General features: G+C 40.7%; 16 protein-coding genes. 7 read left to right on the top strand and 9 right to left on the bottom strand.

The genetic code is table 11. The features are described 5' to 3' along the window. Positions 1-130 precede the first annotated feature (130 nt). Complete coding sequence (locus EXM22_RS09375) at positions 131-760, top strand: class I SAM-dependent methyltransferase (RefSeq protein ID WP_149486266.1); 630 nt, start codon at positions 131-133, stop codon at positions 758-760. A 335-nt stretch (positions 761-1,095) separates the two neighbouring features. Here the strand turns inward: EXM22_RS09375 and xylB are convergent, their stop codons facing one another. The 5 genes from xylB to EXM22_RS09350 all read right to left on the bottom strand — a co-directional run bounded on the left by xylB (position 1,096) and on the right by EXM22_RS09350 (position 7,272). Then, positions 1,096-2,589 carry a xylulokinase gene (gene xylB / locus EXM22_RS09370; RefSeq protein ID WP_149486265.1) on the bottom strand — a complete coding sequence of 498 codons (1,494 nt, stop codon included), beginning with the start codon at positions 2,587-2,589 and terminating at the stop codon, positions 1,096-1,098. A 68-nt stretch (positions 2,590-2,657) separates the two neighbouring features. Then, a complete protein-coding gene (locus EXM22_RS09365; RefSeq protein WP_149486264.1) occupies positions 2,658-3,644 on the bottom strand; it encodes an ABC transporter permease in 987 nt (328 codons plus the stop codon). Further along, complete coding sequence (locus tag EXM22_RS09360; RefSeq protein ID WP_149486263.1) at positions 3,634-5,148, bottom strand: sugar ABC transporter ATP-binding protein; 1,515 nt, start codon at positions 5,146-5,148, stop codon at positions 3,634-3,636. The genes EXM22_RS09365 and EXM22_RS09360 overlap by 11 nt, the downstream gene beginning before the upstream one ends. A 79-nt stretch (positions 5,149-5,227) precedes the next feature. Next, complete coding sequence (locus EXM22_RS09355) at positions 5,228-6,184, bottom strand: sugar ABC transporter substrate-binding protein (RefSeq protein ID WP_149486262.1); 957 nt, start codon at positions 6,182-6,184, stop codon at positions 5,228-5,230. 47 nt (positions 6,185-6,231) lie between these two features. Beyond that, positions 6,232-7,272 (bottom strand): NAD(P)-dependent alcohol dehydrogenase, encoded by a 1,041-nt coding sequence (locus tag EXM22_RS09350; RefSeq protein WP_149486261.1) that lies wholly within the window; start codon positions 7,270-7,272, stop codon positions 6,232-6,234. A 137-nt stretch (positions 7,273-7,409) separates the two neighbouring features. Here EXM22_RS09350 and EXM22_RS09345 point away from each other — a divergent pair, with 137 nt between their 5' ends. The 6 genes from EXM22_RS09345 (at position 7,410) to EXM22_RS09320 (ending at position 12,134) form a co-directional block, all read left to right on the top strand. Further along, positions 7,410-8,396 (top strand): LacI family DNA-binding transcriptional regulator, encoded by a 987-nt coding sequence (locus tag EXM22_RS09345; RefSeq protein ID WP_149486260.1) that lies wholly within the window; start codon positions 7,410-7,412, stop codon positions 8,394-8,396. Positions 8,397-8,580: 184 nt separating this feature from the next. After that, positions 8,581-8,877, top strand: coding sequence for a YdeI/OmpD-associated family protein (locus EXM22_RS09340; protein WP_210411435.1), 297 nt, complete (start codon positions 8,581-8,583; stop codon positions 8,875-8,877). Beyond that, complete coding sequence (locus tag EXM22_RS09335) at positions 8,859-9,293, top strand: DUF1801 domain-containing protein (protein ID WP_149486259.1); 435 nt, start codon at positions 8,859-8,861, stop codon at positions 9,291-9,293. Before EXM22_RS09340 ends, EXM22_RS09335 begins: the two co-directional genes overlap by 19 nt. A 152-nt stretch (positions 9,294-9,445) precedes the next feature. Then, positions 9,446-9,859, top strand: a complete 414-nt coding sequence (locus tag EXM22_RS09330) for a GFA family protein (RefSeq protein ID WP_149486258.1) — start codon at positions 9,446-9,448, stop codon at positions 9,857-9,859. A 101-nt stretch (positions 9,860-9,960) separates the two neighbouring features. Continuing rightward, on the top strand, positions 9,961-10,635 hold the full coding sequence (locus EXM22_RS09325; protein ID WP_149486257.1) for a response regulator transcription factor: 675 nt from the start codon (positions 9,961-9,963) through the stop codon (positions 10,633-10,635). After that, positions 10,632-12,134, top strand: coding sequence for a HAMP domain-containing sensor histidine kinase (locus EXM22_RS09320; protein ID WP_149486256.1), 1,503 nt, complete (start codon positions 10,632-10,634; stop codon positions 12,132-12,134). The genes EXM22_RS09325 and EXM22_RS09320 overlap by 4 nt, the downstream gene beginning before the upstream one ends. Here the strand turns inward: EXM22_RS09320 and EXM22_RS09315 are convergent. The 4 genes from EXM22_RS09315 to EXM22_RS09300 are packed head-to-tail and all read right to left on the bottom strand — an operon-like array spanning position 12,118 to position 16,395. Then, on the bottom strand, positions 12,118-13,425 hold the full coding sequence (locus EXM22_RS09315; protein ID WP_149486255.1) for a hypothetical protein: 1,308 nt from the start codon (positions 13,423-13,425) through the stop codon (positions 12,118-12,120). The two genes, EXM22_RS09320 and EXM22_RS09315, sit on opposite strands and share 17 nt — an antisense overlap. Before the next feature lie 2 nt (positions 13,426-13,427). Then, positions 13,428-14,033: a DUF4956 domain-containing protein gene (locus tag EXM22_RS09310; protein WP_149486254.1), complete on the bottom strand. Its 606-nt coding sequence runs from the start codon at positions 14,031-14,033 to the stop codon at positions 13,428-13,430. A gap of 29 nt (positions 14,034-14,062) precedes the next feature. Further along, positions 14,063-14,857, bottom strand: coding sequence for a polyphosphate polymerase domain-containing protein (locus tag EXM22_RS09305; RefSeq protein WP_149486253.1), 795 nt, complete (start codon positions 14,855-14,857; stop codon positions 14,063-14,065). Positions 14,858-14,862: 5 nt separating this feature from the next. Further along, positions 14,863-16,395 (bottom strand): CotH kinase family protein, encoded by a 1,533-nt coding sequence (locus EXM22_RS09300; protein WP_149486252.1) that lies wholly within the window; start codon positions 16,393-16,395, stop codon positions 14,863-14,865. Positions 16,396-16,430 lie beyond the last annotated feature (35 nt).

Genomic DNA, 16,430 nt, shown 5'->3' with positions numbered 1-16,430 from the left:
TTAAAATTTCATATAAGCATGAAACATTAGAGCCAATACACAATTTGCCAAAACGCATTGTGTTCAATCCATAAATTACTCTGGCGTAGAGATTCTATGGCCGTGTTAAATAATAAGGAGATTGAAAATTATGAGTGAATTTTGGAAAACAAATTTTAGAGATAAGAATGAAATGTGGGGGGCTTCCCCTGCTGATGCCGCTTTTGATATTTCAGAACGTTTTTCAAAATATAAGTTAAACCATATTTTAATACCTGGTTTTGGTTATGGTAGAAATGCAATACCTTTTCTAAATAAGGGTATGAAAGTCACCGGGATTGAGATTTCAAGAACTGCGATTGAGTTAGCACAAAAAAGGTTAGAGAATGATGTGAAAATATATCATGATTCAGTAAGTTCTATGCCTTTTGATGAAGAACAATACGATGGTATTTTTTGTTATGCATTGATTCATTTGTTGGATGAATCAGAAAGAGTGAGTCTTATCAATAACTGTTTTAATCAACTTAGTTCTAATGGGTATATGATTTTTATCGCGCTCTCATCCAATGATTCAAGATATGGAAAGGGATTGGAAGTAAAAGAAAATACATTTCAAACCAAACATGGAATTAATTTATTTTTTTACAATATTCCATCTATACAGGAAGAATTCGGAAAATACGGATTGGTTGAATTTGAAGAAATAAATGAACCAACAGCATCAAAAGAAGGCAAACCTGTTGAGAAATTTTGGCAAATTGTGTGCAAAAAAAAATAGGAAAAGGTCAGCAGCATGATGGATACTGTTTTTGTCATGAAAGTGCTATAGCAGGCTAGATATGCTTTTTTGAGAACTTCAATCCGGGGCAGGGTAGTCAATTTACAAGTCATTGGTAGGAGAAATGGTTTGAATCAGCATGGATGGAAAAGGCCGTGGCTTGATCAATTCTCCGGATGAAGTTTATTCCAGGGAATCTAACTTAAAAGGGACATAATGCTGTATTGACAGAAGGGGCACTATACGTCTTGTACTGCCTGATTCTAAATATTTCTGTAGTTCTGAATCCTTTAATCCCGGTGAATAAATCTATTCACCGGGGTTTTAAAAACCTATCAGCCGAAGAGTCCGCTGAGAGCTTTCACATAGGCAGTATAATTTGTATACACTTTCTCATAGTCTTTGACATTTTCAGGATTAGGAGAGCAGCTTTTCCCTTTGGCGAGAGTTACATGTTCATCCACCAGAGTATTGATATCAGCCTCTTCTCCCCGTGACTTCTTAAGACACCAGAGAGCCTGAAGCGCTCCGCCCAGGGCGGCGGCTTCGTCAGTTTCGGGGACCACAACAGGCAGATCTAGAATGTCCGCTGTAATCTGTCGCCAAACCGCAGATTTGGCACCTCCTCCAATTAGCCTGACTTCCCGAGCTTTGAATCCGAGGTTCCGAAATGAATCCAGCCCCAGCTTCATCCCGAGGATGGCCGACTCAAGGGCGGAGCGGAAAATATTTTCTTTCTTCACATTGCCGGCGGTCATCCCCACGATACAGCCCTTTCCATTGGGAAAGTTGGGAGTCCGTTCCCCATTGAAAAAGGGAAGTGTCAGGATTCCTTCGCTCCCCACTGGAGCGGAAGCACCCAGCTGATCGAACTCCTTCACACCAAAATCGAAGAGCTGCCGCATCAGCTCGGTGGCTACGGTGCAGTTCATGGTGCAGAGCAGGGGCAACCATCCGCCTGTACTGGAACAAAAACCCGCCAGGTTCCCCTGAGGATCTATTACGGGAGAATCGGAATAACCATAGAGGGTTCCGCTTGTTCCCAGGCTCATGGTAAGAACACCGTCCCGGACGGTTCCTGTGCCGACAGCGCCCATCATATTGTCTCCGCCGCCGCTTGAGACCGGGATTCCTTCGGGGATACCGAATTTTCCGGCAATATCTGGGAGTATACGCCCGCTACTCTCCCAGGGTTCCAGAAGGCCGGGCAGGCAGGACATAAGATCTTTATCCGGATCCAGAGCTCTCACAAGCTCTTTATGCCAGGTTCGGGTCTTTACATTCAGCAGGGCTGTCCCAGAGGCGTCTCCATACTCCATGGTATATTCACCTGTGAGGTAGAAGTTCAGATAGTCATGGGGCAGCAGAATATGGGCCATACGTTTATACTCTGCGGGATTGTTCTTTTTGAACCAGAGGATTTTGGATGCAGTGTATCCGGGAAGGACCAGATTACCGACCTCTTTGAGAAGTTTTTCATTACCTCCAAAGGCTGAGGAAATCTCGGAACACTCCTTTGCCGTTGAGGTATCGCACCAAAGTTTTACATCTCTGAGGACATTTCCTTCTGCATCAAGGGGTACAAAACCGTGCTGCTGCCCAGAGACTCCCACGGACAGAGCTGTTTTTTTAATCTGAGGATCTATCTGGCTGAAACAGTTCTCCAGGGCCTGTATCCACCAGGATGCCTTCTGTTCTCTACTACCGTCCTCCCGGCTGATCATGTCATGGGGAGCTGTTGCAGAGGCAACAATTTTTTTGTTTTCAAAATCATAGAAAACAACTTTAGTACTCTGTGTTCCGTTATCTATTCCGATTGTGGTTTTCATAAATTAGTGACTCCTGGTAAAAAAAAGACGCAGAGATGACTCCCTGCGCCCTTAGTTCTTTAGGGATATTAGGCTTTTTTTCCGGATATATTTCCTAGGTTCTTTTTATTTTTCTTACTCTTTGAATTGATATCGTAAATTACGGCCAGGGCGATAATAGCACCTCGAACGATCTGCTGCAGATAGGAGTTCACATTGGTAAGGTTCATAATGTTATTCAGGAATCCTACTATAAATGCTCCTGCAACAGTACCGCCGGCTGTTCCGATGCCGCCTGTAAAACTGGTTCCGCCGATAACCGAGGAGGTCAAAGCTTCAAACTCATAGCCGATCGCCCCGTTGGGCAGACCCGAGTTAACCCTGGACATGAAGAGTACACCGGCGATACCTACAAGAATACCATTAACAGCAAAAGCGTATACTTTATTCCTGTTGACATTGATACCCGAGGCATTTGCCGCCTCTTCATTTCCGCCGATTGCAAATAGAGACCGCCCGAACCTTGTATGTTTCAGAATATACCATGTAGCTATGAAGAGTATGATCATGAACACAACGGGAGTCGGAATAAAACCGATATAGCCCTGACCGAAAACCGTATAATCCCCAATCTGATAGATATTCTGTCCCTTTGTATAGAGCAAAGCCGCTCCCCGCGCCATGGCCAGCATTGCCAGTGTGGCAATAAAGGGAGGAGTTTTAAACCTCGTAACCATAAGAGCATTGATCAGGTTGCAGAATACTGCGACAAAAATAGCCACAAAGAAGGCAAGAGGCAGATTGCCTGTCATTTTAAATGCCGATACGGAAAGGACTCCCGACAAGGCCAGTACAGAACCGGATGAGAGGTCCAGCATGCCACAAATGATAAGAATTGTTTCACCAAAGGCCAGAATGGTGGTAACGGCTATCTGACGGGAAACATTCGACAGATTGGCTCCTGTCAGAAAGTTCGGGTTAATCGCTGTGGAAACGATCGTTAGCACGATCAGTACAAGAAGGATACTGTATTTGTTCTTGGCTGTATCCCAGAATTGCAGAATTTTAGTTTTCATTATCAGACTCCTTTTTCATAACGCCTGTTGCCATTTTCATAATAGTTTCCTGGGAAAATTCATCCCTGGTCAGACAGCCCATAAGTTGTCCTTTTGACATGACATAGATTCGATCGCACATGCCGATAAGTTCCGGCAGTTCTGAAGAAACCATGATGATTGCCTTTTTCTTTTTAACAAACGAGGTCATCAGCTTGTAAATTTCAAACTTGGCACCAATGTCAATTCCACGGGTCGGCTCATCCATGATAAGGATCTCCGGATCATTGATCATCCATTTGGCCAGTACAACTTTCTGCTGATTACCGCCGCTTAAAGAACTGATAGACGTATCCATTGTGGGAGTTTTAACATTCATCTGCCGGCAGATGTCCTGAATGACTTTGGCTTCGTCCCGTGAGTGGAGGTGTCCTCTGTAGAAGAACTTTTTAAGGTTTGCCAAAGAGACATTTTCCCGGACACCACGGACAGGAATGATCCCGAAGCGCCGTCTATCTTCGGAGAGCATTACCACACCGTTCTTGATACTTTTTTCAACGGTGCTACTATCAATCGGCTTTCCTCTTTTCAGGATTTCTCCCTCCGTAAAAGGATCCAGTCCGAAAACCGCTCTCATAATCTCGGTACGCCCGGCTCCCATCAGACCGGCAAAACCGACAATTTCACCGTCCTTCAGATTGAAAGAGACTTTTTCAAAGTTGCCGGGACTCGTCAGATTCCTGACTTCAAGGATTTCATCACCCATAGGAACTTCTTCCTTGGGATATTCGCTTGAGAGTTCCCGCCCCACCATGAGAGCGATAACTTCATCTATAGTAATATCATCTTTATTTCTTGTTTCAATTACACTTCCGTCTCTCAGAACAGTAATTTCATCAGCAATTTTAAAAATCTCATCCATTTTATGGGAGATATAGATAATGCTGGCACCGTTCTTTTTAAGTTTGTCTATTTTTTCAAACAGCAGAGCAACTTCCTTATCAGTAATGGCGGAAGTAGGTTCATCCATTATGATAATATCTGATTTGTAGGAAATGGCCTTGAGAATCTCCAGCATCTGAATATCTGAAACAGACAGGTCTTTTAGCTGGGTTGTGGGAGAATAAGGCAGACCCTCCGCCTTCAGCAGCTCCAGGGTTCTTTTGCGGATCTCTTTCCAGTCGACTTTATGAAATTTATTAACCGGCAGACGCCCTACAAAAAGGCTCTCTTCTACGGTCATCTCTGGTATGTAATTCAATTCCTGGAAGATCATGGATATGCCATGAGCTCTCGCCTGAATCGGGTTTTTTATCTCGACTTTCTGACCATCGATGGCAATTGTTCCCGCATCGGGTTTGTATACACCATTGATGATCTTCATCAAGGTGGACTTTCCGGCACCATTTTCACCGCAGAGAACATGAACTGTTCCTTTCTGTACGGAAAAATTGATATTATCCAGAGCTTTTACGCCGGGGAAAGACTTCTCGATTTTGGAAACCTTTAACTTGATTTCTTCCATATTCAATCCTATGTAAAGATTTAAAAAAAATGGCTCCGGAAAAACTGGGCTTCCGGAGCCTTCACAATTAATTCAGGCCTTAAAGAGCACCGGCTCTTTTATGCATTTCAATGTATTCCTGAACATTTTCTTTAGTTACCAGAGGAGCATCGATGTCTACATCAAGCTGAGTTGCTTCACCGGTCAGCAGTTTGTGGCTGACTTCCAGTAGATTTTCAGCCAGAGCATAAGCACTCTGCAGGCAGGTGGATGTCATTAGTCCCTCTTCAATCAGCAGAACGGCTTCTGCAGTTCCGTCAACACCATAAGCGAGAGTATTGGAAAATGCTTTGTTGTCTTTAACAACTTCCAGAGCACCGGCACACATATTGTCATTCATGGCAATAATGGCATCAATTTTGTCATTGGACTGTACCCAGTCTTCCATCAGGCTCATAGCTTCATCTTTGTTCCAGTTGGCAATCTGCTCACCTACGATTTTAACATCAGGTCTCTTATCAAGGAATTCTTTCTGCCAGCTTTTTCTTCTTTCGTCAGCATGAAAGTTTCCGGGAGGGCCTTTTAGTATTACAACGTTGGCACCCTGGGGAACCTGAGTCAGAGCAGCGCGGGCATTGACAGCAGCCTGTTCATAAGGGTCCGCATCCACAGAGGATGCACCGGCGATTCCGGAAATACGGGCATTGGTTGTAATGCAGATGATTCCTGCTTCAACAACTTTTTCAGCATAGGGTCTCTGAGACTCACCATTATTGGGCTGGATGATAATGGCGTCAAACTTGTTGACAATTGCATTCTCGATGAGAGAGTTCACCTTATCATCTGAAGCCTGTCCGTCAAAAACTTTTACGGAGATGTCATCATATTTGTCAGCTTCTTCAATAACAGCATTTGCCAGCCATGCGGCAAAAGAGTCTGCCTGTGCTCTGGCAATATAGGCTACTTTGAATGTACCATCATCTTCACTCTGCCCATTGGCAAAAATCGGAAGGGCTGTCATACAGATCGTCAGCACTAAAAACAGAAATTTTTTCATATTCATTCTCCTTATATATTTATGGCCGAAGCCATGAATTACAATTATTAAAAGTCCGTATCTATCATTATCTTGATTTCATCATTCGGAAGGGTCGCGGCATATTCCATTGCCTTAACCGCATCTTTGAAATTATAGGTACTTGTAACAAGGGGTTTTACATTCAATTTTCCTGATGAAATGAGATTGATGACACGGGGATAGATATTCACATAGCGGAAAATTGTTTTAATATTCAGTTCTTTAGCCTGAAGGGAAACAATATCTAAGGGAACTGGACCGGAAGGCATTCCAATCAGCACAATTGTACCGCCTGGCTTTACATAATCCGCAATGCCCTCAAATGCTTTAGGGCTACCGCTGGCTTCAAAAACTATATCAACCAAATCTACATCTGATGCAGTCAGTACATCTTTGATCGCCTGTGATTTCAGATCAATCGCTGTCACTCTGGCGCTGTAATGCTTTTTAACAAAATCAAGTTTCTCTTTTTTAATGTCCGCGATAAAGACTTTCGAGCATCCCGAAGCTTCCGCTGCCAGGGCAGTTACGATACCGATTGTGCCGGCTCCCATGACAAGGGCGGTATCACCGGATGAAATCTCCGCCTTATTGGCGGAATGCATGCCGATGGCAACAGGTTCAACTAAAGCACCTTCATGAAAGGAAACATTATCAGGGAGTTTGAATGTCAGGCTTCCAGGATGCACTACCGATTCCCGCAGACAGCCATGGATAGGAGGAGTTGCCCAGAAAGCAACATCCGGATCCAGATTGTACATTCCCTGAAGAGTTTCTGTACTCTTGAAATTAGGAATTCCCGGTTCCATACAGACTCGGTCGCCCACACTTAAATGCTTTACATTAGCGCCGACTTCTGTCACGACACCGCTGGCCTCATGCCCCAGAATCATGGGTTCTTTAACAATAAAATTCCCGATGTTGCCTTCTTTATAATAATGGACATCGCTTCCGCAAATACCAACCGCAACGGGTTTTATCCGTACATCATCAGCCGTCATTTGATCATCAAGATCAAAGTCACGTAGACTGATTTTTCCTTTATCTTCTAATACAACAGCTTTCACTTTTATACCTTCCTCGCTAAACTCAAAATCAGTATCTCATCGAATTTTGCGCACGTCAACTTTTATTTTGCGCAAATTTTACGATATATTTTTACTGAATTATTGCTCTTTCATTTAAGCTGTGATTTAATAATGGTATGAAGCAGAAAAATGTCACCCTTAAAACCGTTGCTGACAAAGCCGGGGTTTCTATTACTACCGTATCCCATGTCATAAATAAAACAAGACATGTAAATCAGGACACGAAGGAAACGGTCCTCAAAACTCTGGAGGAACTGAATTATATAGGGTTTAAGTCCAGAAAGGCCAACAAAATAGAATATGTGGGAGTTATCATAGCGGATATCCGGGAGGATTATTATGTTTCCATAACAAAAGCTATAGAGACATTTGCTTCTGATATGGGAATTTCCATCCTTATCTGTGACTCAGAAGATGACCCTGCAAAGGAAAAAAGAAACATCAATATGCTTCTTGATCGAAATGTAAGCGGTTTGATCATTGCGCCCATTGAGTCTGAAAACATGCCGAAAGGGTTAACCCGATCGAATATTCCTGTCGTTCTGATCGACCGTCAGTATGAGAATCACGATTTTCTGTTTGTGGGGATCAATAATTTATACAGCTGTTATTTAGGAGCAAAATACCTCCATGAGAAAGGAGCTGAAAGAATTGGATTTATCGGTTATTCCGAGTCTGTGTATACAATTAAGCAGAGAGTTCTCGGATATAAAACCTATCAGCAGGAAATGGAAAACGGAAGAAATCCGGCAGTTCTTTCTCTTAGTTACCATAAAGAGAATTCCTATCCCCTAATAAAAAATTTTATTGAGCAGGAAAATATTGACGGAATCATTTGCGCAACATCTGCCGTTTGTTATGAGCTTGTAAGCGTCATCAATGACCTTCCGGAAGAGCAAAAGAAAAAATTGAAAGTGATAACCTATGATGACAACAAATGGTTTGATTATTTGAACTTCCCGGTTTCCGTCGTTTCACAGCCCACAGCAGAGATAGGAAATGCCGCCATTGAAAACCTAATATCATTGATAGAACACAAAGGCCCGATCGAAAATGTTAAAAGAGAGCTGCTTTATGATACCAGTATTATAGACCGCTTGTAGTACAAACAGCCCTTCCCATCTGTTTCAGACCAGCCGGCAAATGAGATCTTTGCCAGCAAATATGACAGTTAGAAAAAAACTATAAAATTTTTCAAAAAGCGATTGGTAAAACCGTTCATTCAATTGAGATTCCAAAGTATCATTTTTAAATGAATAACATTCTCATTTCTAAATTGGAAAAAGCATGAATGATAAAATGAACAAAAAAGGGATATTACCAACAGCATTACATGAAATACCTAAAGACATAGAAAAGGTACTGATGTTGGATGAGAATCTGCTGAGCAAGTGGAATGCTCTTACTCCCCTTGCTAGAAATGAGTGGGTGTGTTGGATTACCATTACAAAGAAAGATGAGACAAGACAGGCCCATATTGACCGCATGCGTGAAGAACTACTTGAAGGAAAAAAAAGGCCCTGTTGCTGGCCAGGTTGTCCTCATCGTAGAGAAAATGCCAAAAAATGGTTAAAGAATTCATGAGAGAAAAATCTGTGAATACTTCCATAGATATATTCATTGAATCCAAAATCTTACCAGAATATAAGCCGATTATTATTAAGTTTAGAAGTCTCATCAAAAAAAAGTTTCCAAATATTAAAGAAGAAATGCGTGGTGGAACAAAGCAATATTATGGAGTGCCTGTTTATAGGCATATAAGAATCATATTGACTTTAAGCCCAACTAAAAAAGGGATTACATTTTCCTTTTCGGACGGGAAGAGATTCGAGGACAAATATAATGCATTAGAGGGGAAAGGCAATACATCACTTAATCTCAGGATTGGCAAACTCGAGGAATACGGAGATGATATATTAGAATATTATATAAAACAGGCAATAAAGTTTGATCAAGATAAAGAGAAGATAAAAATAAAGAAGATTCATTCGAGTCAGTAAATCTCTCACATGAACCTGTACAATGTGCAGAATAAACATAGGACGCTAAAGGCATTGAATGGGAAGCTCATCAATGTTGATTTTTTGATTTTGAAATAAAATATAATGAGTATAATTGTTAGATCAATTTATTTTATATTAAGTGAGGTGTCATGAAATATCTAGGATCTTGTTTATGTGGTAACATTCAGTATGAAGTGGATGGAGAATTTGAAAATTTCTTCCTATGCCATTGTAAGTCTTGTAGAAAAGATACAGGTTCTGCCCATGCGGCCAACTTGTTTTCGTCAACAGCCAAGCTCAAATGGTTGAAAGGCGAAGGTGAAGTCAAAACATTTAATTATCAAAATTCCGGCCATATAAAAGCCTTTTGTCCAAATTGTAGTTCTGCTCTACCTAATATACAGATGGATGGAACGCTATTGGTTGTTCCTGCTGGAAGCCTGGATACCGACATTGATATTACTCCTTCCGGGCATATATATCTAAATGAAAAAGCAGCTTGGGATAATAATTTAGAACTTGCACCAAAATTTGAAGAGCTGCCTGTAGATAACAGTGAATAAAAATAGTACCGGCCGGCGGCATAGAAAGCTGTCATCGAAAAAGAGTGGACAACAGACAAATCATTTATCTAAATACATAAGGAACTATTAAAGGAGGTTTTGTGGCTAATACGATATTGATTGTTGATGATGAGCACAGAATCAGGAAGTTAGTCAGTGATTTCCTCAAAAAAGATGGTTTTTTAGTATTGGAAGCCCAGGATGGACAAAGTGCTCTGGAAATCTTTAGAAGAGAGAAAAGCATTGATCTGATCATATTGGACGTCATGATGCCCGTTCTTGATGGTTGGGCTGTTTGCAGGGAAATCAGAAAAGAATCAGATGTTCCCATCTTCATGCTTACTGCCCGGGGAGAAGAGTCAAATGAACTTTTAGGATTTGAAATGGGGGTAGATGAGTATATTAAAAAACCCTTCAGTCCTAAAATCCTTGTTGCGCGGGTCAACTCGATCCTGAAGAGATTGAAAAAAGATGATGTAGGAAGTGAAAAATTCGGCATCCTAGAGGTGAATAGAAAGGGCCGTTTTTTTGTTCTAGAAGGTGAAAGGCTCGAATTGTCTCCTAAGGAATATGAATTATTATTGCTCTTAATTGATAATCGGGATCAGGCACTCAGCCGTGATCAAATTCTGAATTCTGTTTGGGACTTCAACTATTATAAAGGTATGAGAACCGTAGATACCCATGTTAAAAAACTACGGAAAAAACTTGGGAAATGTGCACATTATATTCAGACTGTCCGGAATTTCGGTTACAGGTTTGAGGTCATTTCATGAGGGTATTCTTTTCAATCCGTCTTAAACTGTTTTTGTGGATTACGGCACTGGTTCTTGGCTTTGTTCTGTTTTTATTAATGCTGACCAACTTTTTTATAAAGCCATTCTATATCAATTCCCAAAAAAAGAATTATATTGAAGTGTCATCTTTGCTTAATGAATTATATTTAGACGATTTGGAATCATTTTATACCGAAGTTTTGCGGGTTGAGAGACTGGAGGGGTATATTCTCTCTCTCAGGTCTCTTGGAAATGAAATGATTTATTCTACATTTCAAAACAATGATTCTCATCCTCCAATGTCTGCTCCTCCTAGAAATCGGCCTCCCAATGAGATTCCTATTGATCAAAAGGGAATAGAGAATTTATCAATCGGACAAACAAGGTATATTTTCCAAGAGCAGTTTGATCCTATTCTCAATACGACCATTTTTAATATGATGACTATTATTTCTGATGATATCATTCTGATTTTAAGCAGGCCCCTGGCATCCATCGATCAGAGCACCCATATTGCAAGCCGGTTTATTTCTATTGCCGGAATCATATCATTGATTGCCGGGAGCATTGTGGCTCTAATCCTTTCAAGTTTATTTACCCAACCAATTCAAGAGTTGACAGATATCGCAGTCAGTATGTCCCGTTTGGATTTTAGTAAAAAATACAAAGTAACGACCAACGATGAGATTGGATCTCTCGGTTCCAGTATCAATTCTCTTTCCGATCAATTGAACCGTTCTATCAGCGATTTGCAGAAGATGAATGAAGGTCTTTTAGTCGAAAATGAGGAGAAGCAAAAAATAGATGATATGAGAAAGGACTTTATTTTTAGTATTTCTCATGAACTGCGTACACCCCTGTCTTTGATTAAGGGCTATGCAGAAGGGCTGCTTGAGAATATAGCGAGTGATGAAGAAAGTCGAAATTATTATTGTGAAGTCATTGTAGATGAAACTTCAAAAATGGAAAAACATGTGCAGAATCTACTGGAGCTTTCCTATCTTGAATCGGCAAATTACATTCTAGAATTATCCGATTTTAATATAAAGCAGCTCATCGATAGCACTCTTATGAAATATAAACGGGTTTTTCAAGAAAAGAATGTCACTTGTACATTTGATATGAAGGGAGATATTCCTGTCAGAGCAGACCGAGTTCGAATCATACAGGTCTTGGAAAATTATATTACGAATGCTCTTAATCATATTGATGGAAAAAGACAGATTTCGCTTTCTGTTGATAAAACAATTTACAATAAGGTGCGGGTCAATGTTTCCAATACGGGGAGTCTGATTCCCGAGGACAGCATCGATAAAATATGGCATAGCTATTATAAAGTGGACAAGGCCAGGTCCCGTCAATATGGCGGATATGGACTCGGCCTATCCATAGTGAAGGCAATACAAGATCAGCATGATAACGACTATGGGGTTCAGAATGCCGAAGATAAGGTCATATTCTGGTTTGAGCTTACCCCGGCAATCAATAGCTGTACTTGATAGAACAGTCTGTTTTAAAGGACGTATCCAATGTGAGGCTGTCTCCCGTGTTGAGTTCATACACAGCATTAAATGAGTTCCCTGCAATAAGATAGGAGAAGCTGAGATTCAGTTTGAGATCATCCGTAAATTTTACTGTGTTGTGTATATCCATTTCCCATCCTATGAGACTGGTAAAATACCCTTCGCCATCAAATAATTCCCCGGTGTTGGCCCCTCCTAGGACAAATTCTGTTGTATCAAGGAGCTGATTGACATCTATTTCGAATCCTAGTTCGTAAATAAACAGTCCTGGATCCGAAAAGGCAAAGTCACCACTGGAAAGACCGTCTTCTACAATGCTGAGGCTTTCGTTACTGAAATAAGACTGATTGCTGAATGAACTGCCTCCAAAAAGCAATCCCAGCCCCGTCTCCAGGTTTCCCTCGCCATTGACAACTTGAAACTGATTGATGGTGTCTGAACTTCCGTCAGTTCCGCTAGATAGATTGAATCTTGAATAGAGTTTCGTCTTTTTTGTTGTTTCCAGTTCCAATTTTAAATGGCTGTAGTATGCCGATATGGGTATTTTCAGATAGGTCGCAGCTCCGAAATTGTAAATAAATCCATAATTCCCCGAGAATCTTCTGTATTTTTTTTCAAGTTCCAAACCGGTCCAAAAACAATAATAGTAGAAGTCTTCGGGACCATTGTCCCATAAAAACATGGTCCATAAATCTGTCACTACAAAATATTCCTGACTGGCACCAAGAAAGGCGAGATAACTCAAATTGGATATTCCATCAACGACTTCCCAGGAATCGGAAAGCAGATTGGGCATTGTAATAAAGCTTTTTGCTTGAAGAAAATCGAAATCAATTTTAGCCTGGACACCAAGGTTATCATCCTCATAGACCGAACTGTCCGGTGTTTTCACATCGATAATTCCTGCTTTTCCCTCCACATCATCCCCATTGTAACCCCCATAGAATTCTTTTAGCTCTATGAGGTAAAAATCAGAACCTTCCAGTTCATTATCAAACTGTATGTTTCCCAATTCTGTAAGGATGCTGAAGTAAAAGGGCGATTGTGTTAGAATATCGATGGCAAACTGAGCTCGCATATCTGCTGCAATTTTTGCATCAGATGTCTCATAATCCATGTCGTAGTTATTAAAATAGGCTAAACGACTGCGCACTTCACCTTCAAACTCTAACTTCATTCCACCCAGTTCCAAATCTGGAATCTCTCCGAATAGACTGACTCCGCAAACGAAGAGCATCATGGTTATTAAATTTCTCAATTTATTCATATTTACTCCAGATATGTTGTTATTTTTGCTGTGTCATGCAGGAAGTCAATTTTGTCGATTTTTACATCGCTTATTTTTAAACCTGTTCTTTTTTCAAGTTCAGCAATCAACTCTTTTCTTCTATCTTCATGGATGAGTTCGATCTGTTCAAATATGATCTGTTTTGATGGTTTGTAGTTTTTAAGCCAGGTGATTTCCATAATGAAAGTTGCCAAGATTATGATGATATTAGCAAAGAGAATTTCCAGTAAATTTAAATCTGAGGTTACTGTGGAATTGATTGTCGCCATAATGATGGAGATAAACATGAAGGTCATTTCTTTAATGGGTATGGCTTCTGTCCTGTAACGCAAAATGGAAAATATGGCGAATAAGCCAAAGGCAAACCCTGTTTGAAGTGTAATCCGGCTTAAAAGGCTGGATACAAAAAAGATGAGGATGTTAAAAATGATCAGGTTAAATACGTATTCTGAGTTTTTATTGACTCTGTAATAAATTCCCAATATGAGGACGAGGATAAATATTATATCCATAGAAAACCTGCAGACTAGAGTCTGTATTTCCTGTGAATGAATAGAATCTGATAAAAGCATGGCAATATTTTCCAATGATGTCTCCTAATAATAGAACCTGCAGCTTATGAGGCCTTATTGTTTACTGTCTTTCCCCTCAAAGGGGAGGGCGCCGCATTGAGGGCTTTATTCATTTCTCGTATTTTAATTTTGATGCGGTTTGTTTTCACATGATCATAATGCCTGTAGATCCCCAGGCAGTATTTGCTTATGGATATTGGTTTGATTCTTTTCTCTTTCAATTTCCTGTCAATGGATGATGACTTAAGATCTCCTTCGTGCTTAATCTCGATAATGGCCATGTCTTCATAGGAAGAACTCTTATGATCCGCGGTAAATCTCAAATTGAGATCGATGGTTATCCTTTCTTTCAACGATTTATCCACCAGGGTGATCCTGTCATAATTGATTTTGAGGACTTCTCTCAGCTTATTGATGGAATCGGGATAGTTCTTGTAGAGAAACTCCTTAATTTCATTTCTATGGGTCGTTTCTGTGATTTCAATTCTTTTTTTTATAGTTCTTTTTTTATTGTTCTTAAATTTCAGTTCCAGAAATTGCAGACCTGTGGTCATATAGGTCCTTTTCCTGATCTTATAGCGATTCAGTTTTCCATTTTGATGGGTATTGTACAGGTCAAAATGGGGAGAATCGAAGTACCTGGATTCATAAGGCATGAGCCTTTGTTTTTGAATTTCCAGAATAAAATAATCTTCATGAATCTTATCCAGAATCAATGCCAGTGTTTTCCGGTTGATGATGTATTTACTTTCTTTCCTGTTCATCAGCTTCACCGATTCCATATCTTTCAATTCGATTTTATTAAAGTTGGTTAAGCTGTACTTTATATAATTCAACATTGTTTTTACTCCTCAAGGTATGACGAAACCGTGGAGAACTGGCTAGAAATTAGAGTTTTAAGATCAGACAGACCTTGTGTAAAATCACTGTCTTGATCAAACCATGTATATCCTTCTATTTCTCCATCAGCTCCTATGACATAGTTCTCAATCAGGTCTGAATATGTTTGCATTTGATCTTCTATGGTGTTCGAGATATTAAAGATCCCCACATTCGATGTTGTGCTGTGAGTGTCTGATGAAAAGTAAGAATCACTGTTGTTAAAAAAAGTCGCTAGTTTTGCCTTATAGGATGTAACGTATGTGTCCTGATTCATCACGTAGTATAGAAGAGGCCAATCTCTATCGTTATAATCACTGCTTGTGTCGTAGATGCTTAGGCACTGACCACTAAAGCTGCTGGTGGACAGGGTAAAAGACTCGTTGAGATCCCAAGGAAACCATGTGAGTCTTCCTCCATCATCGGGATCTCCGTAGAGGTAATAGTTGTGTGCCTTGGAGCCGTAAACGTCCCAGTTTCTGGAAAAGTTATTTATGGCCAGATAGTCAAGAAATTTATCTACGTCAAAGACTGACTCCAGAGTCGCCTGCCAGGACGAGTCATCAGAACCGGAGGGCGTCTTATCTAGGGCGCTTATCAGTGATTTTATATCACTCCAGTCTGCCTCACTTTCATTCGTTTTTTTCTCATACCAGGCCTCATTAAAAGAATCCAGAGTTGAGTTTGTTTCATCATCGGGCTTATACAAATTCCCGCTGCCATCGGTAAACTGTTCATCCAGCATTTGATCTGAGGGATCTTCAATCATACTGTAGAGACCCCAGTATACAGGTCCATTCCCGTCTCCAACATCAATAAAGATGCGGCAGAAGGCCACTTCTGCCACCTCTACTCCTGCTTCCTTGTAAAGGTCTGAGGCAATTTTATCGCGGATTAGAGAATCATCATCTTTCCCGTTGCTGAAAGTCATTTTTTCAAAACCCCAGAACCGCTGGTCTTCAATTTCGGAGTATATATAATCAAATTCATCAAAATTTAATCGGAAGGGCAGCTTATGAATACCACCCTGCCAGGCATCCCGTAGGGAGGAATTTCCTTTGTACCGCATACCGACATGCCACCAGGTCCGTTCTTCATCGCTGCCGTCAGCAGGATTGAATCTGAGGGTAACCGGAACATAGATGGGATCACTGTCGGTCTCGGACATTCTTCCTGCCTGACCAAAACTACCATACAGGGTTGTCATGTCCTCTTCCATGAGTTTGTAATAATCATTGTCTATTGTGATATCTATCCTCTGCACAAGGGAGTCGTTAAAAATCTTATCGTAATCGGCATCGGCGTTTTCACTATGGCTGGCAGTACTGTATCCGTCCCAGCTGGTCATAGACTCCACAAATGAAAGTTCCCCGAAATCTTCGCTGAGATTTGAAAGCGGGTTTTCGCAACTCAGAGTCATTAAGACCAATACAAACAGGGCAATACATAGAAATCCGGGCTTAGTTTTTTTATTCTTTATCCCTTGATACTTGTTCATACTGAGAAATCTATTTTTTGGAGTTGAACTCTATG

This window comes from Oceanispirochaeta crateris (assembly GCF_008329965.1).
GTDB classification, from domain to species: domain Bacteria; phylum Spirochaetota; class Spirochaetia; order DSM-2461; family DSM-2461; genus Oceanispirochaeta; species Oceanispirochaeta crateris.
Note: the sequence above shows the minus strand (reverse complement) of the source record. Positions and strands in the feature narration are given on the sequence as shown.